Annotated in this window: 19 protein-coding genes; 8 read left to right on the top strand and 11 right to left on the bottom strand. The window is 62.7% G+C overall.

What is annotated here, in order from left to right; genetic code table 11:
• Positions 1–3: 3 nt before the first annotated feature.
• From narJ to L1075_RS04555, 4 genes are all read right to left on the bottom strand, one after another.
• Positions 4–741 (bottom strand): nitrate reductase molybdenum cofactor assembly chaperone, encoded by a 738-nt coding sequence (narJ, locus tag L1075_RS04540; protein WP_246895597.1) that lies wholly within the window; start codon positions 739–741, stop codon positions 4–6.
• Positions 734–2,362 (bottom strand): nitrate reductase subunit beta, encoded by a 1,629-nt coding sequence (narH, locus tag L1075_RS04545; RefSeq protein ID WP_246895596.1) that lies wholly within the window; start codon positions 2,360–2,362, stop codon positions 734–736. The genes narJ and narH overlap by 8 nt, the downstream gene beginning before the upstream one ends.
• Positions 2,363–2,766: 404 nt before the next feature.
• The gene (locus tag L1075_RS04550; protein WP_246895595.1) at positions 2,767–4,164 is read right to left on the bottom strand and encodes a NarK family nitrate/nitrite MFS transporter; all 1,398 of its coding nucleotides are present in this window, start codon (positions 4,162–4,164) and stop codon (positions 2,767–2,769) included.
• Between the two features lie 68 nt (positions 4,165–4,232).
• A complete protein-coding gene (locus L1075_RS04555; RefSeq protein ID WP_246895594.1) occupies positions 4,233–5,585 on the bottom strand; it encodes an MFS transporter in 1,353 nt (450 codons plus the stop codon).
• 323 nt (positions 5,586–5,908) lie between these two features.
• Between L1075_RS04555 and L1075_RS04560 the strand changes: the two genes are divergently transcribed.
• On the top strand, positions 5,909–7,744 hold the full coding sequence (locus tag L1075_RS04560; RefSeq protein WP_246940330.1) for a type IV pili methyl-accepting chemotaxis transducer N-terminal domain-containing protein: 1,836 nt from the start codon (positions 5,909–5,911) through the stop codon (positions 7,742–7,744).
• Positions 7,741–8,382 carry a two-component system response regulator NarL gene (narL, locus tag L1075_RS04565; RefSeq protein WP_246940333.1) on the top strand — a complete coding sequence of 214 codons (642 nt, stop codon included), beginning with the start codon at positions 7,741–7,743 and terminating at the stop codon, positions 8,380–8,382. The genes L1075_RS04560 and narL overlap by 4 nt, the downstream gene beginning before the upstream one ends.
• 9 nt (positions 8,383–8,391) lie before the next feature.
• On the opposite strand, the gene L1075_RS04570 is transcribed toward narL, so the two are convergent.
• Positions 8,392–8,607, bottom strand: a complete 216-nt coding sequence (locus L1075_RS04570; protein WP_246940336.1) for a hypervirulence associated TUDOR domain-containing protein — start codon at positions 8,605–8,607, stop codon at positions 8,392–8,394.
• 60 nt (positions 8,608–8,667) lie between these two features.
• Complete coding sequence (locus tag L1075_RS04575; RefSeq protein WP_246940338.1) at positions 8,668–9,072, bottom strand: ribonucleotide reductase subunit alpha; 405 nt, start codon at positions 9,070–9,072, stop codon at positions 8,668–8,670.
• A gap of 286 nt (positions 9,073–9,358) precedes the next feature.
• Here L1075_RS04575 and L1075_RS04580 point away from each other — a divergent pair, with 286 nt between their 5' ends.
• Together L1075_RS04580 and L1075_RS15715 are read left to right on the top strand one after the other, a co-directional pair.
• On the top strand, positions 9,359–11,020 hold the full coding sequence (locus L1075_RS04580) for a Na+/H+ antiporter (RefSeq protein ID WP_246940341.1): 1,662 nt from the start codon (positions 9,359–9,361) through the stop codon (positions 11,018–11,020).
• Positions 11,021–11,125: 105 nt separating this feature from the next.
• A complete protein-coding gene (locus L1075_RS15715) occupies positions 11,126–11,248 on the top strand; it encodes a hypothetical protein (protein ID WP_277809875.1) in 123 nt (40 codons plus the stop codon).
• Between the two features lie 180 nt (positions 11,249–11,428).
• On the opposite strand, the gene L1075_RS04585 is transcribed toward L1075_RS15715, so the two are convergent.
• Entirely contained in the window at positions 11,429–15,208 is a 3,780-nt protein-coding gene (locus L1075_RS04585) for a nitrate reductase subunit alpha (protein WP_246940345.1), read from the bottom strand.
• Between the two features lie 305 nt (positions 15,209–15,513).
• Here L1075_RS04585 and fnr point away from each other — a divergent pair, with 305 nt between their 5' ends.
• Together fnr and L1075_RS04595 are read left to right on the top strand one after the other, a co-directional pair.
• Positions 15,514–16,260, top strand: coding sequence for a fumarate/nitrate reduction transcriptional regulator Fnr (fnr, locus tag L1075_RS04590; protein WP_246895589.1), 747 nt, complete (start codon positions 15,514–15,516; stop codon positions 16,258–16,260).
• A gap of 68 nt (positions 16,261–16,328) precedes the next feature.
• The gene (locus tag L1075_RS04595) at positions 16,329–17,693 is read left to right on the top strand and encodes an oxygen-independent coproporphyrinogen III oxidase (protein ID WP_246940348.1); all 1,365 of its coding nucleotides are present in this window, start codon (positions 16,329–16,331) and stop codon (positions 17,691–17,693) included.
• Between the two features lie 72 nt (positions 17,694–17,765).
• Here the strand turns inward: L1075_RS04595 and nirK are convergent, their stop codons facing one another.
• Both nirK and L1075_RS04605 read right to left on the bottom strand, forming a co-directional pair.
• Positions 17,766–19,151: a copper-containing nitrite reductase gene (gene nirK / locus L1075_RS04600; RefSeq protein WP_246895587.1), complete on the bottom strand. Its 1,386-nt coding sequence runs from the start codon at positions 19,149–19,151 to the stop codon at positions 17,766–17,768.
• A 155-nt stretch (positions 19,152–19,306) separates the two neighbouring features.
• Positions 19,307–19,696 (bottom strand): SirB2 family protein, encoded by a 390-nt coding sequence (locus L1075_RS04605; protein WP_246940350.1) that lies wholly within the window; start codon positions 19,694–19,696, stop codon positions 19,307–19,309.
• A 402-nt stretch (positions 19,697–20,098) separates the two neighbouring features.
• On the opposite strand from L1075_RS04605, the gene L1075_RS04610 reads away from it, so the two are divergent.
• Both L1075_RS04610 and L1075_RS04615 read left to right on the top strand, forming a co-directional pair.
• Positions 20,099–20,479 carry a cytochrome P450 gene (locus L1075_RS04610; protein WP_281504082.1) on the top strand — a complete coding sequence of 127 codons (381 nt, stop codon included), beginning with the start codon at positions 20,099–20,101 and terminating at the stop codon, positions 20,477–20,479.
• Positions 20,476–21,675 (top strand): NnrS family protein, encoded by a 1,200-nt coding sequence (locus L1075_RS04615; RefSeq protein WP_246940353.1) that lies wholly within the window; start codon positions 20,476–20,478, stop codon positions 21,673–21,675. The genes L1075_RS04610 and L1075_RS04615 overlap by 4 nt, the downstream gene beginning before the upstream one ends.
• Positions 21,676–21,719: 44 nt before the next feature.
• Here L1075_RS04615 and L1075_RS04620 read toward each other — a convergent pair whose 3' ends face one another.
• Together L1075_RS04620 and hemN are read right to left on the bottom strand one after the other, a co-directional pair.
• A complete protein-coding gene (locus L1075_RS04620; RefSeq protein WP_075368147.1) occupies positions 21,720–22,193 on the bottom strand; it encodes a hypothetical protein in 474 nt (157 codons plus the stop codon).
• A gap of 3 nt (positions 22,194–22,196) precedes the next feature.
• Positions 22,197–23,585, bottom strand: coding sequence for an oxygen-independent coproporphyrinogen III oxidase (gene hemN / locus L1075_RS04625; protein WP_246895556.1), 1,389 nt, complete (start codon positions 23,583–23,585; stop codon positions 22,197–22,199).
• Positions 23,586–23,606 lie beyond the last annotated feature (21 nt).

The raw sequence follows: 23,606 nt of genomic DNA on the forward strand, positions 1-23,606 counted from the left end.
GACTCAGTGACCTAAAGTGGCGTCGACGACGGGCGGTACGATGCGGATCGGCATCTCGGCCTGGGACTGGCGCTTGAGTTCCGCCTGGCGACGGCCGGTGGCGGACTGCAGGGCACAATCCTCGTCGGAGGCGGCGTTGAAGCGCACGGCTTCCTCTTCCCACACCGCGTCGAGGGCGGCGGGGGTGTCGTCGCGCGCTTCCTTGCTGACCGCCTCGGCGTGCTCGTCGATGGCGGTATCGGCGCCGACCATGGCCAGCAGCGCGGTGGGCACTAGTGCATGGTCGGACTCGCGTTCCCGCAGGCGGGCGGCGAGCAGCGCCAGGATATGGGCGATATCGCTCAGCTGCTGGGCGATGTCGGCCTCGTCGCGGGCCGACAGGTACTCGAGGAACACCGGCAGGTAGTCCGGTAGTTCGCGAGCGCTGAGCTCGAAGCCGGCCTGGCGGTACTGTTCGAGCAGGTCGACCATGGCCTGGCCACGGTCGCGGGATTCGCCGTGGACGTGCTCGAACAGCAGCAGCGAGGTCGACCGGCCCTTGTCGAACAGCGCCACGTAGTCGGCCTGCAGATCGAGCAGGTCGCTGGTCGCGATACGCCCGATCCAGCCATGCAGCGCGGCGCGCTGGGGATGGCTCAGGTGGGCTTCGTCGGCGATGACGTTCTGCATCTCGGTGGCGGCCCGCTGCAATTCCTCGGTGGGGTAGTCGAGCAGACGGGCAAGTACGATCAGGCTACGCATTGGACTCTTCCTCCGGCGCGGGGCGTTTCGGGGCCGGTGTCGGCGTGTAGTGGTTGACGGCCTCTGTCGTGGCCAGAGCCGTGGGTTCGTCATCCGGGTGGGTCATTGGCTTGACCAGCATGGTGGTTTGCCTGCGCGCGCCGAACAGGCTGGCATCGCTGTCGCCGCCATGGCAGCCATTGCCGAACGAGAAGCCGCAGCCGCCGCGTTCGGGGAAGGCATCTCGGGCCTGCTCGCGATGGCTGGTGGGGATCACGAAGCGGTCTTCGTAATTGGCGATGGCCAGGTAGCGGTACATCTCCTCGACCTGGGCTTCGGTCAGGCCCACGGCGTCGAGCACCTCCTCGGCCCTGTGGCCGTCAACCTGCTGGGCACGTTTGTACAGACGCATCGCCATCAGGCGCTTGAGGGCGAGCACCACGGGCTCTTCCTCCCCGGCGGTGAGCAGGTTGGCGAGATAGCGTACCGGGATGCGCAGCGACTCGATGTCGGGCAGCACGCCGTCGCTTTCGATGTGTCCGGCCTCGGCGGCGGACTGGATCGGCGACAGCGGCGGCACGTACCACACCATCGGCAGGGTGCGGTACTCCGGATGCAGCGGCAGCGCCAGGCCCCAGTCCATGGCCAGCTTATAGACCGGCGAGGCCTGGGCGGCCTTGATCACGTTCTCTGGAATGCCGTCACGTTTGGCCTGGGCGATCACCTCGGGGTCGTTCGGGTCGAGGAAGATCTCGCGCTGGCGGTGGTAGAGGTCGCGCTCGTCGGGGGAAGACGCTACTTCCTGGATACGGTCGGCGTCGTACAGCAACACGCCGAGATAGCGGATGCGGCCCACGCAGGTCTCGGAGCAGACCGTCGGCATGCCGGACTCGATGCGCGGGTAGCAGAAGATGCACTTCTCGGACTTGCCGGTCTTCCAGTTGTAATAGATCTTCTTGTAGGGGCAGCCGGAGATGCACATGCGCCAGCCGCGGCACTTGTCTTGGTCGATCAGCACGATGCCGTCTTCCTCGCGCTTGTAGATCGCGCCACTCGGGCACGACGCCACGCACGTCGGGTTGAGGCAGTGCTCGCACAGGCGCGGCAGGTACATCATGAAGGTGTTCTCGAACTGGCCGTAGATGTCGGCCTGGACCTGCTCGAAGTTCTTGTCCTTGCGGCGCTTGGAAAACTCGGTGCCGAGGATCTCTTCCCAGTTGGGCCCCCATTCGATCTTGTTCATGCGCTGCCCGGTGATGGCGCTGCGCGGGCGCGCCACGGGCTGGTGCTTGCCTTCGCCGGCCTGATGCAGGTGCTGGTAGTCGAAGTCGAACGGCTCGTAGTAGTCGTCGATCTCGGGCAGGTCGGGGTTGGCGAACAGCTTGGCCAGTACCCGGTAGCGACCGCCGATGCGCGGCTGGATGGAGCCGTTCCTGTTGCGCAGCCAGCCGCCTTTCCACTTCTGCTGGTTCTCCCACTCCTTCGGGTAGCCGATGCCGGGCTTGGTCTCGACATTGTTGAACCAGGCGTACTCGACCCCCTCGCGGCTGGTCCAGACGTTCTTGCAGGTCACCGAGCAGGTGTGGCAGCCGATACACTTGTCGAGGTTGAGGACCATGCCCACCTGCGAGCGAATTTTCATATCACGGTCTCCGCAGTAGTTGTGTCTTCAACCAGTCGGCAGCGTGCATCAGGGCCGGGCGGTGTCCGCCGGTGCAAGCCGCTGCTCGATGTCCCTGGACCCGTTGAAGCGTTGTTTCGTCAGCCACTTTGGTCCTTTCGGTGAGGGAGGTTTTTGACTCGAATCAAGTCGCCGGGTCCACCGCCCGGTGCCGAGGCGCCGTGTACTCCCTTGGGGGTAGTCGCGCCGGCGTTGGCAAGCAATTGTTTTAAAATATGTTTTTTTGCTCGGATTATGCCTTAGGAGGTAGCCGCGAAAAGAGGCAGGCTCTTTGGGGGTAGGGGCGCCGGAAGACCTACGACGGGCAACAATGAAGAGAGCCGGCTATTGCCGGCTCTCTTTCCAGTCGTGCGATCAGGGCGGTATCAGCAGGGTGTCTCGGCATTCCTACGGGTGTAATAGAACCAGGTCAGGCCCATGCACAGCGCATAGAAGACGATGAAGCCGTAGAGTGCCGATTCCGCACCGCCGGTCAATGCGATGGAGCTGCCGAAGGTCTTGGGAATGAAGAAGGCACCGTAGGCGGCGATCGCCGAGGTAAAGCCGATGGTTGCCGCGGATTCCTTGTCGCCCTGCTGACGTTGTGCCGCGCTATCGAGGTTCGGCATCAGGCGCGCCACCTCCTGGCGGAAGATCTCGGGAATCATCTGGAAGGTGCTGGCGTTGCCTACTCCGGTAAAGAAGAACAGCAGCAGGAACATGGCGAAGAAGCCCCAGAACGCGCCCGGCTGGTCCTTGATGCCGAGGAAGAACAGTACCCCGGCGACACAAATGATCATCCCCGCGAACACCCACAGCGTGACCCGGGCACCGCCGAAGCGGTCCGAGACCCAGCCGGTGCCGGCACGCGACAGCGCCCCCACCAGCGGCCCCAAGAAGGCGAACTTGAGTACGTCGACCTCGGGGAACTGATTGGATGCCAGCAGCGGAAAGCCGGCGGAATAGCCGATGAAACTGCCGAATGTGCCGGTATAGAGCATGCACATCAGCCAGTTGTGCTTGCGCTTGAAGATGACCGACTGATCCTTGAACGAGGAGCGCGCGCTGGCGATGTCGTTCATGCCGAACCAGGCGGCCGCGGCGCCGAGCAGGATGAACGGCACCCAGATGAAGCCGGCGTTCTGCAACCACAGGCGCTGGCTATCCCCCAGCATCTGCGGCTCGCCGCCCAGCGCCCCGAAGACCCCGGCGGTGATCACCAGCGGCACCACGAACTGCATGACGCTGACCCCCAGGTTGCCCAGGCCGGCATTGAGCGCCAGGGCATTGCCTTTCTCGCGCTTGGGGTAGAAAAACGAGATGTTGGCCATGCTGGAGGCGAAATTGCCGCCGCCGAAGCCGCACAGCAGTGCCACGATCAGCATCACCAGATAGGGGGTATCCGGGTTCTGCACCGCAAAGCCGATCCACAGCGCCGGCAGCGCCAGCGAAGCGGTCGACAGCGCGGTAAAGCGTCGGCCGCCGACGATTGGCACCATGAAACTGTAGAAGATGCGCAGTGTGGCGCCGGACAAACCTGGTAGCGCGGCCAGCCAGAACAACTGGTTGGAGGTGTAGTCGAAACCCACTTGGGGCAGTTTGGCGACCACCACCGACCAGACCATCCATACGCAGAAGGCCAGCAGCAGACAGAAAATGGAGATCCACAGGTTGCGGGTGGCAATGGACTTGCCGATGCTCCCCCAGAACTCGGTGTCCTCGGGTCGCCAGTCGGTGAGTACCCGCGACTGCTCACCTTTGTGTAGCGTGTTGTCCATGGACATGCTCGTTATCTCCTGATAGTTGCTCTTGGCGACCGGGGCCCAGCGCTCCGGTTGCACCGTTTTCGTGGTTAGGTTCGGGCATCCGTCTCCCCGGTCTTCCGACGGTTTCCGCCCGTCGATTCCTGGACTTCCGGCAGGTATCGATAGCCCTCCTCCGAGAGCTCGGGGATGCGCCGGCGCTCCATGCGCCGGATCGCCATGTGCATCCAGACCAGGGAAACGGCGACGAGCACGAACATCACCATGTAGGAGGTGGTCCACACGCCCGTGAGGTCGAGTACGATTCCGAAGGTAATGGGCAGGAAAAAGCCACCCAGGCCGCCGATCATGCCCACCAGGCCTCCGACGGAGCCGACGTGATTCGGGTAGTAGACGGGGATGTGCTTGTAGACGGCCGCCTTGCCCAGGGACATGAAGAAGCCGAGCAGCACCGTGAGCACCACCACGCCCCACAGAGGCATCGCCAGGCTGAACTCGATCAGGCCTTCCTTGCCCTGAACGGCGTATCGAGTCTCCGGGTAGGCGAGCAGGAACAGGCACACCAGCGAGACAATGAAGGTCAGATACATTACCGCGCGGGCACCGAAACGATCGGAGAGGTAGCCGCCAAAGGCCCGGAACACGCTTGCCGGCAGCGAATACAGCGCCGTGAGAGTGCCGGCGACCGCGATGCTCACGTCGTAAGCGCCGACGTAGTAGCGCGGCAGGTAGGAGGCGAGGGCGACGAAGCCGCCAAACACGAAGAAGTAGTAGAGCGCGAAGCGCCATACCTGGGGGTGACGCAAAGGCTCGAGTTGGGTGAGTGCGGAGGTGCCATGTGCGCCGGCACGGCGACGGGCCATCGTCATCGGGTCTTCCTTGGTGAATACCCAGAAAACCACCGCCATGATCGCCAGGACCACGGCGTAGATCACCGCCGTGTGCTCCCAGCCGAGGGCGATCAGCAGAAACGGGGCACCGAAATTGGTGATCGCCGCGCCCACGTTACCGGCGCCGAAGATCCCCAGTGCGGTGCCTTGGCGCTCTTCCTCGAACCAGTAGGAGGTGTAGGCAATCCCTACGATGAACGACCCGCCGGCCAGACCCACACCGAGCGCGGCGATCAGGAACATCCAGTAGGTCTCCACATAGGAGAGCAGGAATACGCACACCGAGGTTACGAGCATGAGGATGCTGAACACCCGGCGGCCGCCGAGTTGTTCGGTCCAGATACCGAGGAAGATCCGGCTGATGGAGCCGGTCAGCACAGGGGTTGCGACCAGGATGCCGAACTCCGTCTCGCTGAGGCCGAGATCCTGCTTGATCCTCACGCCGATAATCGAAAAAATCGTCCACACCGCAAAGCACACGGTGAACGCTACAGTGCTCAGCGACAGTGCCCGATACTGATCGGGCCTCGTTACGCCTTCCAGATTCTTCATGATAGCCTTCCTGACACGAAAGAAATGATCGAGTGGGATTCAGGACGAGAACGGATAATATGCTTGACTTGTTGGCTTGCCATCGCGAGCCCTCCCGCTGGAACCTGAGGCCACCATAGGCACGGTGCACTCGACCGTTGTTGACGCGAATCAAGGGAGCTCATGGGGCGGGCGGGGTAGGCTAGCGTGGCTACCCCCTAAGAGGTAGCCAGATATTTTTATTCATCGTTTTGTTTTATAAGCATTTTTAACAAGCATGGGGTCACGCTGAGGTCCGCTGAAGCGGTAGCGAGGCATAGGTGGTAGTCCCGTCTGGAGCGCGCATGTCCCAATCCCTCACCCGTTCGCTGATCTTCCGGGCCGGCCTCGCCATGGCGGGGATCGTCGTTCTCGCCCTGACCAGCATGCTCGGGTCGATCATGATCGCCGAGACCGCCAGTGGCGACGCCGCGGCCATCAACCAGGCTGGCACCCTGCGCATGCAGGCCTACCGTCTGCTGAGCACGCACCTGCAGGCCCCAGTGGATGGCGAGGTGCTGCGCCAGCGGATCGAGCGCTTCGATGCCGACCTGACCAGCCCGGTCATTACCGGATTGATTCCCGACGATCCGCAGCATCCTCTGACCCAGCGCTACGCCAGCGTGACCGAGATGTGGCAGGACATGCTGCGCCCGGCCCTGCTGGCCGCCGAGTCACGCCCCTCCCGGGCTCTGGTTGACCAGACCGCCGAATTCGTCGGTGAGGTGGATCGCCTGGTCGGCCAGTTGCAGCAGGGCGCCGAGTCGCGAATCCGAATGCTGCATCTGCTTCAGGGCATCGTTCTGTTCCTGACCCTGATTCTGGTGCTGGGGACCATGTACAAACTGGTCAATGACGTGATGCCTCCGCTGCGTGAGCTGTTCCACGTGGTCAATCGGGCGCGCCACGGCGACTTCACAGGGCGTGTGGCTTATGAGGGCAACGATGAACTGGGCCTGATCTCGCGCACCCTCAACCAGATGAACGAAAGCCTGTCGCGGATGTATGCGGAACTCGAGCAGCGGGTGGAGGCCAAGACGATCGAACTCAAGCGCAGCAACGAGTCGTTGCGGCTGCTCTACGAGGCCGCACGGCAGCTCAACAGCTCGACCCCCGGCAGCGAGGACTTCCGCGACGTGCTCAATCGTCTGGAAGGGGTCACGGGGCTCGGCCCGATTACCCTGTGCCTGTCGCAGGGCGAGGCCGAACGTGCCTATCAGCGTATTTCCACCCAACTGGGCGATCGCCCCGATTTCTGCCGGGCGCCGGACTGCGGCCCCTGCCTGAGTGGCGATCGGGTGCCGCCGCGGGTACGCCCGGTGGTGGTCAGCGAGTCCGACCGCCGCTATGGCGTGTTGTTGATGCAGCACCCGGCGGGGGCCCCTCCGCTGCGCTGGCAGATGGACCTGGTCGAGACTGTGGCGGGACTGATTGCCACGGCGCTCTCGCTGGCTCAGAACAACGACGAGCAGCGTCGTCTGGCGTTGATGGACGAACGTGCGGTGATCGCCCGGGAGCTGCACGACTCGTTGGCCCAGTCGCTCTCGTATCTGAAGATCCAGGTGGCGCGCCTGCAGATGCTGATTCGTCAGCAGAATTCGTCAGCCGATCAGGATGCGGTCATCGACGAACTGCGCGAGGGACTGAACTCGGCCTACCGGCAGCTGCGCGAGCTGCTCAATACCTTCCGCCTGAAGATGACCGAGCCGGGGCTCGAGGCCGCGCTCAACGAGACGGTGCGTGAATTCGCCCAGCGCACTGAGCTGAAAATCCTGCTCGAATACGAGCTGCGGCACTGTCCGCTGACCCCCAACGAGGAGATTCATGTGCTGCAGATCGTGCGCGAGGCGCTCTCCAACGTGGTTCATCACGCCAGGGCCGAAAACTGCGATATTCACTTGCAGACCACCGACTCGGGGCAGGTCAGGGTGTCTATCCGCGACGACGGGGTGGGCTTGCCCGAGCAGCACGTGCGGCTCAACCACTATGGCACCACGATCATGGACGAGCGTGCCACCGGCCTGGGCGGCGCACTCGAAATGCACAATCGCGCCGAGGGCGGAACGGAAGTGGTACTGCGTTTTATCCCGCAGGTCACCGCCGGGAGCGAATCGGTCAATCTGCTGGGAGGAGCTCAATGAGCGAAACACGCATCCTGATCGTCGACGACCATCCGCTGTTCCGGCGCGGCGTGCGCCAGCTGGTCGAGATGGATCCGGACATGACCATCGCCGGCGAGGCATCCAACGGCGCCGAAGCCGTCGAGGCCGCCGGCACGCTCGAGCTTGACCTGATCCTGATGGATCTGAACATGGCCAGGATGGATGGGCTGGAGGCCCTGCGTCAGATTCGCAGCAATGGCGTCGATACGCGCCTGGTGATGCTCACGGTGTCCGATGCCGACGACGATGTGGTCGCCGCGCTGCGTGCCGGTGCCGACGGCTACCTGCTCAAGGACATGGAGCCCGAGGACCTGCTGGCGCGTATCAAGGAGGCCGCCGAGGGCAAGCTGGTGATCAGCCCACAGCTCGCCGCCATCCTGGCGGGCATCGTCAGCGGCGGCCGCGCCGCACCCGCCGATGCGTTGTCGTCGCTCACCTCGCGCGAACTGGATATCCTGCGGACGCTGGCCCGCGGCATGAGCAACAAGATGATCGCGCGGCGGCTCGATATCACCGAGGGCACGGTGAAAGTTCACGTCAAGAATCTGCTCAAGAAACTCGGCCTGCGTTCGCGGGTGGAGGCGGCGGTGTGGGCGGTCAATCATGGAGTTTCGTAAGAAGAACCGTTACTCGTCGATCTTGCACAGTGCCGAGTCCTTGTGCATGGCGATGTGATCGGTCTTGTCGCTCTTGATCTCGTACTGCGGTTCGTCCTCGCTGGCATGACGCCTATGTCCCTTGTATTCGGTATCGCGGGTGTGGACACGGATGACCCGACCGCTGACATGGCCCGCCTCCGAGTTCCAGCGGACGCGATCGCCTACCTTGAAACGTTTAGCCATGTTGGCCCTCCATTGCGAGGATTAGTGGAGTCGCTGCATCCAGCATAGACCTCTGTCGGATTACTGAATATCGACGGCATCGCCACGGCGGTCGAACGCCAGGAAGTTATCGATGCTGCCCATCTGCAAGGCTTCGACCATACGCTGAAGGGGGCGTTCGGCCTCTTCGCTGGTCGGCGGGTTCGTGCCGTCACCGGCCAGGGCGGCGACAAAGACGATGTCCCAGGCCACGCCAGTGAGTCGGGATTCCACGACCAGCGATTCCATGTCGCTCAGTTCATCCAGCGTCTTGTCGACGCACAGGGCCGGTGTCAGCACGCCGCCTTCACCCTGTTCGAAGCGTTTGCGCTGCTGCGTGTCGGGATTGTCGGGCAGTTCGGCCCTGGCGAAGACGAACAGCAGGCGTTGGGGATCGGGCTGGCGGTGCGCTTCGCTGAGAAGCTTGGCGTAGTTGGCAATGGCCATATGGCTTTCCTCAAGAGAATGTCGGCTGGACAACGCGTGATTTAACACGCGACATAGCCCCACACTGACCGGTCCGGCTTATGGCTTTGATGACTTCAATCAATGTTGGTTGGATATCTAACGAGACTGCGTAAAAAAACACTGTTTTAGGAGTAAGATATGCAGCAATTCTCCTGTGCGCCACTTATGCGCGACAAGAGGCACCAGGGCAACGACGCCGAGCGTGGTTCTTTTGGGGTATTGCCAAAGGGTTGCAGAGATGCCGCATGGCAGTCGATAGCTATTGGTGAAAGACTTTCTTAGTGACCTATCCGGCCCCGCCAACACCATGGACATACTCAATCTCGTTTTTCTGCTCACCCTGGCCGTTGGCGTCAGCCGAATACTGGCCAACATCATCCCCTTGCCCCTGCCTATCCTGCAGATCCTGATGGGCTGCCTGCTGGCTTCACCGCTTTTCGGGATGGAAGTCGAGCTGGACCCCGAGATCTTCATGATGCTGTTCATTCCGCCGTTGCTGTTCTACGACGGCTGGAAGATTCCCAAGAAGGAGTTCACCGATCACGGCGGGCAGATCGCCGCCATGTCGCTGCTGCTGGTGCTGGTCACTGTGGTGGCGGTCGGTTACTTCATCCACTGGCTGTTGCCTTCGATTCCGCTGGCGGCCAGTTTCGCGCTGGCCGCGATCCTGTCGCCCACCGATGCGCTGTCGGTGATCGCCATCGCCCAGGGGCGCCTGCCGCGCCATATGTCGCACCAGCTGGAAGGCGAGGCGATGATGAACGACGCCACGGGGCTGGTCTCGTTCAAGATAGCCATCGCGGCCGCCATGACCGGCGGCTTCTCGTTGCTCTCCGTGTCCGGCGAGTTCCTGATGGTGGCGTTGGGTGGCCTGCTGATCGGTGGCGCGCTGAGCTGGACGGTTGGCAAGATCAAACAGTGGATGACCGCGCGCAACCTCTATGATCCGGCCACCTACGTGGTCACCATCCTGTTGCTGCCGTTCGCGGCGTTCTACCTTGCCGAGCATGCCGGCATGTCGGGCATTCTCTCGGCGGTGGCCGCCGGCATGGTGCAGAGTCGTGTCGACATGCTGCCGGTGAAAACCAGCACCCGCATCCTAAATCGCAGCATCTGGGAAATGCTCGACTTCACCTTCAACGGCGTGGTGTTCCTGCTGCTCGGGCTGCAGTTCCCCGGGATCGTCGAGCGTGTGTGGGCGGATTCCGCCACGCAGAGCTACGCGATGGGTACGCTGGTGCTCTACGCCGTCGTGCTCATGGCGCTGCTGCTGGCGATCCGCTTTGCCTTCATCTATGCCTACCACTGGATCGAGACCCGCCTGCTCAAGCCGCGAGCCAAGGGCGGAGAGAACCAGCCGCTGCTGTTGATCACCACTCTTAGCTCGGTGGCCGGCGTGCGTGGGGCAATTACCCTCGCCGGCGTGCTTTCGGTGCCGTTGTTCATCAATGGCGCGTCTTTTCCCGGGCGCGACCTGATGATCTTTCTGGCGGCCGCGGTGATTATCCTGTCGTTGCTGATCGGCGCGCTGGGCATTCCCTACTTTTTGAAATTCCTGTCGCTGAACGACCTCAAGGAGCACGAACGCGAGTTGCTGAAGGCACGGCAGATCGCCTCCCAGGCCGCTGTCGACTGGCTGGAAGAGTGGTCAAAGGCACAATCGAGCGACGAGCCCGAACCGAAAGGATCGGTGACGGCCCGGATCATCGATTCCTATCGTCAGGAAATGCAGGCGATGGCGATGGAGCGTGACGATCGGGCCGACCAGGCGCATCAGCTTCACCAACTGGAAACGGATTTGCGCATCCGAGCCATTCAAGCCCAGCGCAAGGAACTCTATCGGTTGCGCAAGCGGCGGCATATCGATGAACAGATGCTGCAGACCCTGATTCGCGAACTGGATTACGAAGAGGCTGCGCTTCAGTAGGCATGGGAAAGCCAGTCGCCATGGCGACTGGCTTTTTCGTCAGGATCAGCGGCCGTGTGTCGATGGCCGGCGAGGGGAGAGTGGCTCAAGCCGCATGAGGCGGGCGTGCCCGAAGTGCTCGTAGTGACGCCGCTCGGCGGGCACGCCGAGTTCTTGCAGCGCCTCGTCGATCGCGGTCATGAAGCCCTGTGGATCGACGAAATAGCATTCGGGCGAATCGTCGGGTAGGTAGCGTCCAGCAACTCGCGGTTGACGCGGCCGATGTGGTCGGCCCGGTCGTCCCGTTCCCCCCGTTCGTAGAGTGTCACCGATGTCGATGTGCCGGGGTAACTGGTCGGGTGGTAAACCGTGCCGAACGAAATTGCCCCACTGATGTGGGGCAATTCGTTGGCAGGTGAGTCGCTGGCTTCAGCCTTCCACTTTGGCCTGCACGCTGTCGTTGCCTTCGTCGTCGAGCCAGTCGATGTTGTGCATCTTGCGCACCAGCACAAACTCATCGCGGTTGGAGCCCACGGTGCCGTAGTAGTTAAAGCTGTAGGAAAGCTGCGCGTAGCCGCCGATCATGTGGGTCGGCTTGGGGCATACCCGAGTGACCGAGTTGTGAATGCCGCCCCGGGTGCCGGTGATCTCGGAACCGGGGATATTCACGATGCGCTCCTGGGCGTGGTACATCATCGCCATGCCGTTCTTGACTCGCTGGCTGACCACCGCCCGGGCGGCAATGGCGCCGTTGGCGTTGTAGGCTTCGATCCAGTCGTTGTCTTCCACGCCGATGGACTGGGCGTCGTCTTCAGACATCCAGATGATCGGCCCGCCCCGGGACAGCGTCTGCATCAGCAGGTTGTCCGAGTAGGTGGAGTGAATCCCCCACTTCTGGTGCGGCGTGAGGAAGTTGAGCGCGATTTCCGGATTGCCGTTGCCCTGGGGCTCGGACACGCTGGCCGCCGCCTTGGTGTCAATGGGCGGACGATACACCAGCAGACTCTCGCCGAAGGCGCGCATCCAGGGATGATCCTGATACAGCTGCTGGCGGCCGCTCACCGTGCGCCACGGAATCATCTCGTGAACGTTGGTGTAGCCGGCGTTGTAGGACACGTGCTCGTCCTCGAGCCCGGACCAGGTGGGGCTTGAGATGATCTTGCGCGGCTGGGCCACCACGTCGCGGAAGCGGATCTTCTCGTCTTCCTTGGGCCTGGCCAGATGGGTGTGGTCGCGACCGGTGATTTTCGACAGCGCCCCCCAGGCTTTTACCGCTACCTGGCCGTTGGTTTCCGGGGCCAGGGTGAGAATCATCTCGGCGGCGTCGATGGCGCTGTCGAGCAGCGGCTGGCCTTTCGCCGGGCCGTCGAGTTTGCGGTGGTTGAGGTTGCGCAGCAGCTCGACTTCACTTTCGGTTTGCCAGTTGATGCCCTTGCCGCCGTTGCCGACGCTCTCAAGCATCGGGCCCACCGAGGTAAAGCGCTCGTAGGTTTCCGGGTAGTTGCGCTTGACCTCGACCAGGCTCGGCATGGTCTTGCCCGGAAGCGGCTCGCACTCGCCCTTTTTCCAGTCGAGCACCGCGGTTTGCGCAAGCTCCCCGGGGGAGTCGTGCTGCATGGGCAGGGTGACCAGGTCGGTCTCTTCGCCCAGGTGGCCTACGCAGGCCTTGGAGAACGCCTTGGCAATACCCTTGTAGATGTCCCAGTCGCTGCGCGACTCCCACGCCGGGTCGGTGGCCGCGGTCAGCGGGTGGATGAAGGGGTGCATGTCCGAGGTGTTGAGGTCGTTTTTCTCGTACCAGGTTGCCGTGGGCAGCACGATGTCCGAGTACAGGCAGGTGGTGGACATGCGAAAGTCCAGGGTCACCAGCAGGTCGACCTTGCCTTCCGGGGCCTCGTCGTGCCACTTGACCTCTTCGGGCTTATGCGCGCCGGCCTCGCCCAGGTTTTTGCCCTGGATGCCGTGGCGGGTGCCCAGCAGGTACTTGAGCATGTACTCGTGGCCCTTGCCCGAGCTGCCCAGCAGGTTGGAGCGCCAGATGAACAGGTTGCGCGGGAAGTTCTGCGGATTGTCCGGGTCTTCCGAGGCAAAGCTTAGCTTACCGCTCTTGAGCTGGTCGACCACGTAGTCGGCGGTGCCCATGCCGGCCTTTTGTGCCGCGCCTGCCAGGTGCAGCGGGTTGGTGTTGAGCTGGGGCGCGGACGGCAGCCAGCCCATGCGCTCGGCGCGCACGTTGTAGTCGATGAGGTTGCCGGAGTAGTCCTTGGCCTGAGCCAGCGGCGAGAGCAGCTCCTTGATCTCGAGTTTCTCGTAGCGCCACTGGCTTGAGTGGTTGTAGAAAAACGAGGTGCCGTTCATGTGGCGCGGCGGGCGCTGCCAGTCAAGGCCAAAGGCCAGCGGCGTCCAGCCGGTCTGCGGGCGCAACTTCTCCTGGCCCACGTAGTGCGCCCAGCCGCCGCCGCTCTGGCCGATGCAGCCGCACAGGATCAACATGTTGATCAGGCCGCGGTAGTTCATGTCCATGTGGTACCAGTGGTTCATCCCGGCACCGACGATGATCATGGAGCGGCCGCTGGTCTTGTGGGCGTTGTCGGCAAACTCCCGGGCAATGCGGATCGCCTGCTCGGCGGGCACGCCGGTGATCTTCTCCTGCCACGCGGGCGTGTAGGGGCGCAGCTGACCGTAGTCGGTAGCGCCGTCGTCTTCGCCCTCGGCGCCGAAGCCGCGGTCGATGCCGTAGTTGGCGCACATCAGGTCAAAGACGGTGACCATCAGCACTTCCGTGCCGTCGGCCTTGGTGACCCGCTTGACCGGCAGGCTGTGGTAGAGGATCTCGTCGTGGACGCCTTCGTTCTTGACGCTTTCGAAGTGCTTGTGCTCGATGCCGCCAAAGTACGGAAACGCCACCCGAGCCACTTCGTCGCGACGTTTGTCGAGGCTCAAAAGCGGCGCAAGCTCGGCGCCGTCTGCGTCCAGGGACTCCAGGTTCCACTTGCCGCGGTTGACCTCGTCCTCGCCCCAGCGAAAGCCGATGGAGCCGCGCGGCACCACCAGCTGGTCCCGGGCTTCGTCCCAGACCAGGGTTTTCCATTCGGGGTTGTTGCCCTGTCCAAGGCTCGCCTCGAAGTCGCTGGCGCGCATCTGCCGGCCCGGCGCGTAGCTGCCGTCTTCGCGCGGCTCGAGCTCGACCAGGCACGGCATGTCGGTGTAGCGGCGCACGTAGTCGGTGAAGTAGGCGCTGGGATTGTCAAGGTGGAATTCCTTGAGGATCACATGCCCCATGGCCAGCGCCAGGGCGGCATCGGTGCCCTGCTTGGCCGACAGCCACTCGTCGGTGAGCTTGGAGACTTCGGAATAGTCCGGGGTGATCGAGACGGTCTTGGTGCCCTTGTAGCGGACTTCGGTGAAGAAGTGGGCGTCCGGCGTGCGCGTCTGGGGCACGTTGGAGCCCCAGGCGATGATATAGCCGGAGTTGTACCAGTCGGCGGATTCGGGTACGTCGGTCTGCTCGCCCCAGGTCTGGGGGCTGGCCGGCGGCAGGTCGCAGTACCAGTCGTAGAACGACAGGCAAACGCCGCCGATCAGCGACAGATAGCGCGCCCCGGAGGCGTAGGAAATCATCGACATGGCGGGAATCGGCGAGAAGCCGATGATGCGGTCCGGGCCGTACTGCTTGGCGGTGTAAACGTTGGACGCCGCGATCAGGGTTTCCAGCTCGTCCCAGTCGGCGCGCACGAAGCCGCCCATACCGCGAACCTTCTTGTACTGCGCGGTCTTCTCGGGGTTCTCGACGATGGAGGCCCAGGCCAGCACCGGATCGACGTGCTGGGCCAGCGCCTCGCGCCACAGCTTGATCAGGCGCTTGCGCACCAGCGGGTACTTGAGACGGTTGGCGCTGTAGATATACCAGGAGTAGCTGGCCCCGCGCGGACAGCCGCGCGGTTCGTGGTTGGGCAGGTCGGGACGGGTGCGCGGATAGTCGGTCTGCTGGGTTTCCCAGGTGACCAGGCCATTCTTGACGTAGATCTTCCAGCTGCACGAGCCGGTACAGTTCACCCCGTGGGTGGAGCGCACGATCTTGTCGTGCTGCCAGCGGGCGCGATAACCGTCTTCCCAGTCGCGGGTTTCGTCACGGGTCTCGCCATGGCCATTGGCAAATGCCTCTCGGGGCTTGCCCAGATACTGCAGTCGGTCGAGGAAATGGCTCATTATATCTTGCCTCTATGGAGTCCGGTCAGGAGTCAGGGAGTCGTCTCGGTCATATCGCCGGGGCCAATGAGGTATGGCTGCGCCAGCAGGCTTGCCATGGCGAACCTCCCATGCATGAACTGAACCCACCATAAGGAGCCTACGTCGGGTCGATTTTGATTTCAGTCAAGTTGGGTAGCGAACTCCTTCGCTTACCTCGCAATATCACCCGGACTACCTCTAAAGGGTTATCGGGGGCTAAGCGGGGGTTGGGTAACATCGTGCTCATGATGTTGCGTAACCCCCGCAGGAAGGAGAAATACGCCATGACCCGCATTGCCACGCTGAGCGAATCGCGCGATAGCTGCCACAACTGTCGTCTGCGCACGCTGTGCCTGCCCGACAATCTGCCGAAGGAAGACATCGGGAAGCTGGAAGGGATCGTGCAGCGTCGCAAGCCGGTATCCCGGGGGGGCTATCTATTCCAGGCCGGGCAGCGTTTCAACTCGATCTATGCGGTGCGCACCGGGGCCGTGAAGACGTCGACCCTGATGGCCAATGGCGACGAACATATCTCGGGATTTCACCTGCCGGGCGAAGTCATTGGCCTCGATGCCATCGTCTCGCGGGATCACCCGTCGAGCGCGATCGCCCTGGAAACGGCCAGTATTTGCGAGATTCCTTACGCCGAACTGGAAACCCTGAGCGAACGCACGCCGGCCCTGCAGCATCGGCTGATGCGCATCATGAGCCGCGAACTGCTCGCCGAGCAGAGCACCAATCATCTACTGTCGCGTCGTTCCGCTGAACAGCGCCTGGCCGTCGTGCTGCTCAAGTTCTCGGAGCGCTTCGCCGATCGTGGCCTCTCGGCGTTGCGCTTTCGCTTGCCGATGTCGCGCCTCGACCTGGGCAACTACCTGGGCCTGGTGCCCGAGACCATGAGCCGCACCTTCCGCCGCCTGGAGGAGCAGGGCCTGGTCAGCATCGCCGGAAAGGAGATCGAGATCGTCGATAGCGGCGCGATGAAGGCACTGGCATTCGGCGCGGAAGATTCACAGACGGCGCGGACCTGAGCGGGAGCGCGATGCATCTCATGGCGGCGTGACTTCAGTCAACCTGGCCGTCCGCAGCGGGCGCTAGAGTGAGTCTGGATATACTCGCTCTGGTAATCGAAATGACCCGCTTCCTCAATCCTGTTCTTCTCGGTAAGCATGATCGTCCGGCTCCGGATTATGGGATCTTTCCCAGCCTGGTCCGCTTTCCTGCAAAGCTCACAGCAGACGATTACCGGCTGGCGGCGCATGGCAGTAACGAAGACCCCATCCCCAAACCATTGACGGCTCATGTGCATGTGCCCGCCAGGTTGGGCCACGAGGTCAATGGGGTGGCTCGCTATCTGTCTTATCTCAAGCATGAAATAGCGCTTCAGGGGAGTCTGTTTGATGTCGACCGCTGCATCGAGCAGCTTGTTCTGACTGGGAATGGCGCGGGGTGCCTTGGCGATGACCAGTTGGCCGGCCTGATGACCGAGTTGCGTCGCCATTTCGGGCTGAAGCGCAGCCGCGACAGGGACTTTTCGCTGCGCACCGGGCCGAACCGTCTGTCGCCGCAACGCTTGGCCGATTTGATTGCCCTTGGCTTCAACCGGTTCAATATCGATATACGGGATTCCGGGGCCGCGGCGATAGAGCGCCTGGTCGAGATCCAGGCCGCGTCTCGCCAAGCTTATCTTCACCCGCCCACTCTCGAGTTGGCGCTGCGGCTGCCTGGACGGACGCCCGCTGGTTTCTCGGCGCTGCTCGAACGCTTGGTATGCCTACGTCCCGAGCGTATTACCCTGTCTCGCGATGTAGGTCACTGCACAGCTGACTGGCCAAGGGGCTCTGGCGGTTCAGTGCCGGGCGATCAGGGCGGTACGCCCGAGCGTAGCGAGACCTTGGCCCTCCTTGTACAAGGTATAGAACGCCTGGTGGCGGAGGGCTACGTACATACAGGCATGGGGCGGCTTGTCCTTTCCAGCGATACGTTGGTAGCAGCGCAACGCCGTGGGTGGTCGCAGCGCTGCCTCGAGGGCTATCACCTCCACGGCGATTCCGACTGTATCGGGTTCGGTGTTGGTGCGATCAGCCATGTCGCCGATGGGTACTACCAGAATGCGCGAAAACTGTCGGACTATCACGCCCGCCTGGATGTCGGTGAGCTGGCCGTCTGCCGGGGCTATGAGCTGAACGCCGATGACCGGGTGAGGAACGATGTCATTCAGCACCTCATGGCGAAGGGCAGCGTACGTTATGCGACTATCGAGAAACGTCACCGCATCGTATTCCGCAATTATTTTGCGCCGGAGTTGCAGGCCCTGCAGGAGATGGCCGGCGATGGTCTGGTCGATATCCGACGCGGCAGCATGGCATTGACGCCACCGGGACGGTTACTGCCGAACCGTCTCGCCATGGTCTTCGACGGCGCCTTCAGCGAATCGAAACCGCGGTACTTGCAGATGGTTTGATCGGCGCTGCCACGTTGACATCGTGCGGAGGGCGCCGTTGTCTTGGAGGGGACGGCGGTTGACGATGAGTTATCAATGCTCGGGGGCGCGCGGGGCCTGAAAAATGTCGCTGTTGCTATCGCCATGTACCGTCAGGAAGCCTACGAGGCCTTTCTCGACACGGGCCAGGGCGTGGTCCACCAACGTATATTTACCTGGATAATCGACCTTAAACTCGACCATGGCGGTGCTGCCTGGGGGGACTGAGATGGTCTGCACATCGGTCAGCGGAGGACTGGTCAACGATCCTAGGTTGTAAACCTTGTCGAAGGTCTCACCGATGATATGGAAACTGGACGTTTTGTTGGGGCCGCCGACGCCGAAGAAGATACGCACGGTTTCGCCGACTCTGGCTTCCATCTTGTGGATGCCGGTCAATGCGCCAACCGCGCCGTTGAACGTGAAATACTCGGGACGCTCGTCGAGCAGCTTGTCGAGCGATAGCGCCTGCGGTCCCGGGCTGCCGTGGCGTTCGCGGGTGTAGAGCTCGCCCTGCATGACATAGAACTCCCTGTCCACCGGCGGCAGACCGCCTTCGGGCTCGACCAGGATCATGCCGTACATGCCGTTGGCGATATGCTGAGCGACCATCGGCGTGGCGCAGTGATAGACATAGAGCCCCGGTGCCAGGGCCTTGAAGGTAAAGTGCCTGGTTTGGCCCGGGGCAACCTGCGTGACCGCTGCGCCGCCACCGGGACCGGTGGCGGCATGCAGGTCGATCGAGTGAACATGCTCGCTGAACTCGTCGTTGCTCAGGTTGACGGTTACCCGGTCGCCGACCCGAACACGCAGCAAGGGGCCGGGAACCTTGCCATCGAAGGTCCAGTAGCTGTAGCTCGAGCCATCGGCAAGGCGGGCGACGACCTCACTAGTTTCCAGATCCAGTGTGACATGCCGAGGCGCGCGCGTGCCGACCGGCTGGCCCACCGCTGTCGGGTCCTGCGCGATGGTGCCCGTGTCGTCAGCCGACGCTTCCCGTGCTTCGCCAACGATAAGGCGGCCGAGCATGCCCATCGCCTTGTGGCCGGGCAGCGAGCAGTAATATTCGAAGGTCCCGTTCTTGTCGGCCTTGAAGACGATCGTGGTGACCGCCCCCCGGGTGCTGACCTTTCCAGAATCGGCACCGAACTCGGGCACCACGATGTCGTGGATGACGCCGTCCCCATTGATCAGCTTGATCCGGACGATGGCACCCTCGGGAGCGCTCAGGTCGGGATTGACCTGCCCCTTTATGGAGCCGGTTGCGCCGACGAATGCCAATCGGCCGTCAGTGAGCGCGGTACGTAGTGTGTAGCTCACATCCGGCGTCGCATCGCCGGGAACCGGCTCGTCCTGGGGCGCCGCGAAGCCGGCTGCGCACGCCAGTCCGGTCAACAGCACAAGCATGCCAGCAATCAACCGACGGGGAACTCTATTCATGAGGTCTTATCCTTGCCCTGCTGGGACAATCTTGAAATACGCTCCACGTTAGCATCGCGAAGGACGCCCATTATTGATTCGTCTCAAGGAGCCCGCTTCGAGGGTTCGACCGCGTGTTCGCAAAGGGCCGCCGGCGTCGGCATGGCGGCGAAGTCTCAGACACCTGCCAGCCAGGAAAGTGGATGGTGATTCATCGCCGCGCCGACGATGTACAGGAAGATGACGATGGCTACGAGTGACGCCACGGCGCGAAGGGTCGCTGTCCTGCCGCGCTTGATGGCCAGGGTACCAACGATGATGTAGGCCACCAGGCCGATCAGCTTGGCCGCCAGCCACGGTTGCTGGGTAGGCCAGGCTTGCGACATGACCATCAGTGCGATGCCCGCCGCCAGCAGCACCGTGTCGATGAGATGCGGCAGCACCTTCACCCAGCGCTGCCGACGTCGCGGCGACTCCCTCACTGACCACCAGGCGCGCAGGATGAACAGCGCCAGACTGAGAGCAGCGGCGGTGATGTGGAGTTGCTTGATCAGGGAATAGTCCACGCGGACCTCCACCAGGAAATAGCCGCCTTCCAGCATGTCATGTCAGGGGGGGGAGCGTTGCACGACAGCATGGCGCGCAGCCAGTGGAGTGGCAAGCCATACGTCACGCCCTCGAACGGGCCGACGGCGGTTCGACACCCTCGAGGGGCGTCGCATCTCGCTGATGGTCGAGGATCTTGACATCATCTTGACCCTGGGGCTAGAGGAAGGGCTGGCGCAGGGTCGCCTGGGCAAATGACTGGAGCGGTTGGCGCGTCGCGATCATGGTGCCCAGTCATCCCGGCCTGCCCCGGAGACGACAGGATGGATGGGGTAGTCAACGCGCGGGGCGGTATCGCATGACTTGCCCTGACTAAAGTCAAGGCTCCTGCGCGCTCGTTCTGATCTGATGGCCTTACCCTGCTGTGGGGCTCGGCCAATCGAGACGAGGCGGTATTCGGCGATCCGGATGAGTTCCGGCTGGATCGCGATCCAGATCTGAACCTGTTGTATGGCGGCGGTGTTCATGTCTGCCTGGGGGCGCCCCTGGCGCGCATTGAATTGCAGCTGTTCCTGCAAGCGCCGCTCGGACATACCCGGGCGCTGGTTGCCGTAGCGGACAAGCCCGCCGTCAGGGCGCGCTTTCCGGCGGGTGGCTACTCGCGGGTTTGGAGACGCAGACGAAACGCTGAGCTTTCCATGGCTTCATCCTGTGCTATTCGAAGGCATGTCCGGGGAGGGGGAGACATCCAATGCCTGATACGGCCACGCCAATCATTTCAATCGGGAGCATCCGGGCCATGAATGACACGACCAGCCTCCGCCATGACAACGGCCCCGTGCTGCTCGCCTTTGCGTTCCGGTCTTTCTTCCTGCTCACCGCGCTCTACGCGGCGGGCCTGGTAGCGGCATGGGTCGCCTTCCTGTTCGGCGGGCTGCCCCTGCCGCTGGGTGTGAATCCGGTCCAGTGGCATGCGCATGAGCTGCTCTTCGGCATGATGCCGGCAGCCATCGCAGGGTTTTTGCTCACCGCCATGTGCAACTGGACGGGAGCGTCGCCTCTGAAGGGTGGCGGCCTGCTGGCGTTGATTCTGCTATGGACAGCGGGGCGGGCGGCAATGTGGCTGTCGGGCTGGCTGCCGCTGTGGCTGGTCGCGGCGATCGACCTGGCCTTCCTGCCGGCAATGGCGGCCTATGTCGCGCGAGTACTGCTGCGGCATGGCAATTACCGCAATCTGGTGCTGGTTGCGCTGCTTTCCCTGCTCACCGGAGCCAACCTGTTGATGCACCTGGGGTTCAGTAGGCCCTGGCTTGGCGGGGGACGGCTGGGTGAAGTCCTGGCGCTGGATTTGATTGCCACGCTCATGGTCGTAATCGGCGGTCGGATCACACCGGCGTTCACTGCCAACTGGCTACGCATGCAGGGCAAGGATCCCACCCAGGTGAGACGCTCGGAGGCGCTGGATCGTGCGGCCTTCTGGAGTATGGTCGCTATACTGCCGGTCGACTTGGCGATGCCGTTTCCCGTGCTAACCAGCCTCATGGCATTGTTCGCCGCACTCGTCAATGGTTGGCGACTCCATGCTTGGCGGGGTTGGAAGGCCTCGGGGGAGCCCCTCATATGGATTCTTCACTTTGCCATGGCCTGGATTGTCGTTGCCCTGCTTCTCAAGGCGATGACGCCTTGGTTGGCGCTATCTCCCAGTGTCTGGATGCACGCGATGGGGGCCGGAGCAGGCGGTACCTTGATACTGGGCGTGATGACCCGTGTAGCGGTGGGGCATACGGGGCGGCCAATGCGTCTGCCGCGTTTGGCGATATGGATCTATATCGCTGTCATCACTGCGGGGGCGGTGCGAGTGATTGCGGCCTTCGTGCCGCAACTGGCCTATCCTGCGCTCACCGTCTCGGCAGTGGCCTGGGTGGTTGCTTTTCTACTTTTCGTGCTTATCTACTGGCCGATCCTGAGCCGACCACGCGCTGACGGGCGCCCCGGCTGAATGCAAGCTCGGAATATGGTGAAACCCATTGCCGTCTGGGATGTTCATATCCAGAACCAGCCGTGGCTACCTGCCACCGCCCCCGCGATCGTAATCAGGCTGATGACGAGCAGGAACCAGTGCAGCCCCTGGACGAGCCGAAACGTGGATCCGGGGGCGCGTTCGGCGCGTGCATGGAGCCAGCGGTGCAGGAATAGCGGCTCGAACACGAACAGCATCAGCGTGAAGATCAGCCACACCACGATCATGGCGTGAATCCACCAGTACTCGATCATCGTCAGGCGCTGCCAGCCGACGACATCCAGCATGTAGAAACCGCTGAGTCCCGCCAGCAGCGTGGTGATGCGTGCCTGCCAGGCAAAGCGTGCTTCCACTTTCTCGAAGAATGCCACGCGCTCCGTATCGCTTTTGAAGCGCTTCACTGCCGGTAGCAGGACGGTGGTCACCATCGCTACGCCGCCGATCCATAGCACGACGGCCAGCACATGCACGACCCGGGCCAGAAAGTAGTATTCCATGTGTCACACGGTTCTCGAAAACAGGCCGCGCTGGCCCTCGCCCAAGTAGGCGTCGAAGGCCATGGCTACGCTGCGCATCATCAGTTTCCCCCGGGGCAATAGCCTCACTGCACCTCCCTCTATCGCCACCAGGCCATCGGCGATATGCCCGGAAAGCTGATCCAGCGAATCGGCGAAGTAGCGAGCGAATTCGATATCGTAGCGGCGTTCGAAATGTGCCATGTCGATACGGCCATGGCACATCAGGGCCATGATCACATCACGGCGCAGGCGGTCATCGTCATCGAGTCGGTAGCCGCGCTCGACCGGCAGGCGGTCGGCATCGAGGCAAGCATAGTATCGGGAAAGCGTCTTGGCATTCTGGCTGTAGCTGTCGGCCACCTTGCCGATGGCGGAGATACCCAGGCCGATCAAGTCGCAGTCGGCATGCGTGGAGTAGCCCTGGAAGTTGCGTTGCAAGGTGCCGTTTTGGCGGGCCTGGGCGAGTTCGTCATCGGGCAGCGCGAAGTGATCCATCCCGATGTAGATGTAACCCGCGGCGGTCAGGCGCTGGATGGTCAGCTCAAGCAGTTCCAGCTTGCGCTCCGGCGGCGGCATGTGCTCGGGGCGAATCAAGCGTTGCGCCTTGAACCTGCTGGGCAGGTGAGCATAGCTGTAGGCGGCGATGCGGTCCGGGCGGATGTCGATGGCCTTGCTCAGCGTGGCGTCGAAGCTCTCCACGGTCTGCAGTGGCAGGCCATAGATCAGGTCGACGCTGATCGAATCGAAATCGGCCTCGCGAGCCGCCTCGACCAGAGCGCGGACCTGGGCTTCGCTCTGGATGCGATTGACGGCGGCCTGCACGTCCGGGTCGAAATCCTGCAGCCCGAAGCTCAGGCGGTTGAAGCCCAGTTGCCGCAGGCCGTGAAGCCGTTCGGGCGTGACCGTGCGCGGGTCGACTTCCACGGAAAACTCATGCGCACTACGGGTATCGAAGCGAAAAGCCTGGCGCAAGGCGCCCATCAGCTCGGCGAGCTGCTCGTCGGTGAAGTAGGTCGGCGTGCCGCCGCCCAGGTGGAGCTGGGTCAGCCGACGGTCGGCGTCGAACAGTTCGGCCTGCAGGGCGATCTCGCGCTGCAGGTAATCAAGGTACTCGGCGGCTTTCTCGGCCTTCCGGGTAATGATTTTGTTGCAGGCGCAGTAGTAGCACAGGCTCATGCAGAACGGGATATGGACATAGACCGACAATGGCTTGGGCAACGGGTCGCCGTTGCTCGTCTCGATGGCTTGCCGGTAGTCGTCCTTCGCGAAGGATTCATGGAACTGCGGTGCGGTCGGGTAGGACGTATAGCGTGGCCCGGGGAAGTCGTACTTGCTGACCAGGGCACGGTCGAAGACCTGCGTTTGGTTCATGATCCTGCTATCCGAGGGGGA

This window comes from Chromohalobacter beijerinckii, from assembly GCF_023061185.1.
In the GTDB taxonomy this organism is placed as follows: Bacteria; Pseudomonadota; Gammaproteobacteria; order Pseudomonadales; family Halomonadaceae; genus Chromohalobacter; species Chromohalobacter beijerinckii.

Coding starts and splice junctions, on each gene's coding strand:
- narJ (WP_246895597.1), bottom strand. CDS start 741: ATGCGTAGCCTGATCGTACTTGCCCGTCTGCTCGACTACCCCACCGAG.
- narH (WP_246895596.1), bottom strand. CDS start 2,362: ATGAAAATTCGCTCGCAGGTGGGCATGGTCCTCAACCTCGACAAGTGT.
- L1075_RS04550 (WP_246895595.1), bottom strand. CDS start 4,164: ATGTCCATGGACAACACGCTACACAAAGGTGAGCAGTCGCGGGTACTC.
- L1075_RS04555 (WP_246895594.1), bottom strand. CDS start 5,585: ATGAAGAATCTGGAAGGCGTAACGAGGCCCGATCAGTATCGGGCACTG.
- L1075_RS04560 (WP_246940330.1), top strand. CDS start 5,909: ATGTCCCAATCCCTCACCCGTTCGCTGATCTTCCGGGCCGGCCTCGCC.
- narL (WP_246940333.1), top strand. CDS start 7,741: ATGAGCGAAACACGCATCCTGATCGTCGACGACCATCCGCTGTTCCGG.
- L1075_RS04570 (WP_246940336.1), bottom strand. CDS start 8,607: ATGGCTAAACGTTTCAAGGTAGGCGATCGCGTCCGCTGGAACTCGGAG.
- L1075_RS04575 (WP_246940338.1), bottom strand. CDS start 9,072: ATGGCCATTGCCAACTACGCCAAGCTTCTCAGCGAAGCGCACCGCCAG.
- L1075_RS04585 (WP_246940345.1), bottom strand. CDS start 15,208: ATGAGCCATTTCCTCGACCGACTGCAGTATCTGGGCAAGCCCCGAGAG.
- fnr (WP_246895589.1), top strand. CDS start 15,514: ATGACCCGCATTGCCACGCTGAGCGAATCGCGCGATAGCTGCCACAAC.
- nirK (WP_246895587.1), bottom strand. CDS start 19,151: ATGAATAGAGTTCCCCGTCGGTTGATTGCTGGCATGCTTGTGCTGTTG.
- L1075_RS04615 (WP_246940353.1), top strand. CDS start 20,476: ATGAATGACACGACCAGCCTCCGCCATGACAACGGCCCCGTGCTGCTC.
- L1075_RS04620 (WP_075368147.1), bottom strand. CDS start 22,193: ATGGAATACTACTTTCTGGCCCGGGTCGTGCATGTGCTGGCCGTCGTG.
- hemN (WP_246895556.1), bottom strand. CDS start 23,585: ATGAACCAAACGCAGGTCTTCGACCGTGCCCTGGTCAGCAAGTACGAC.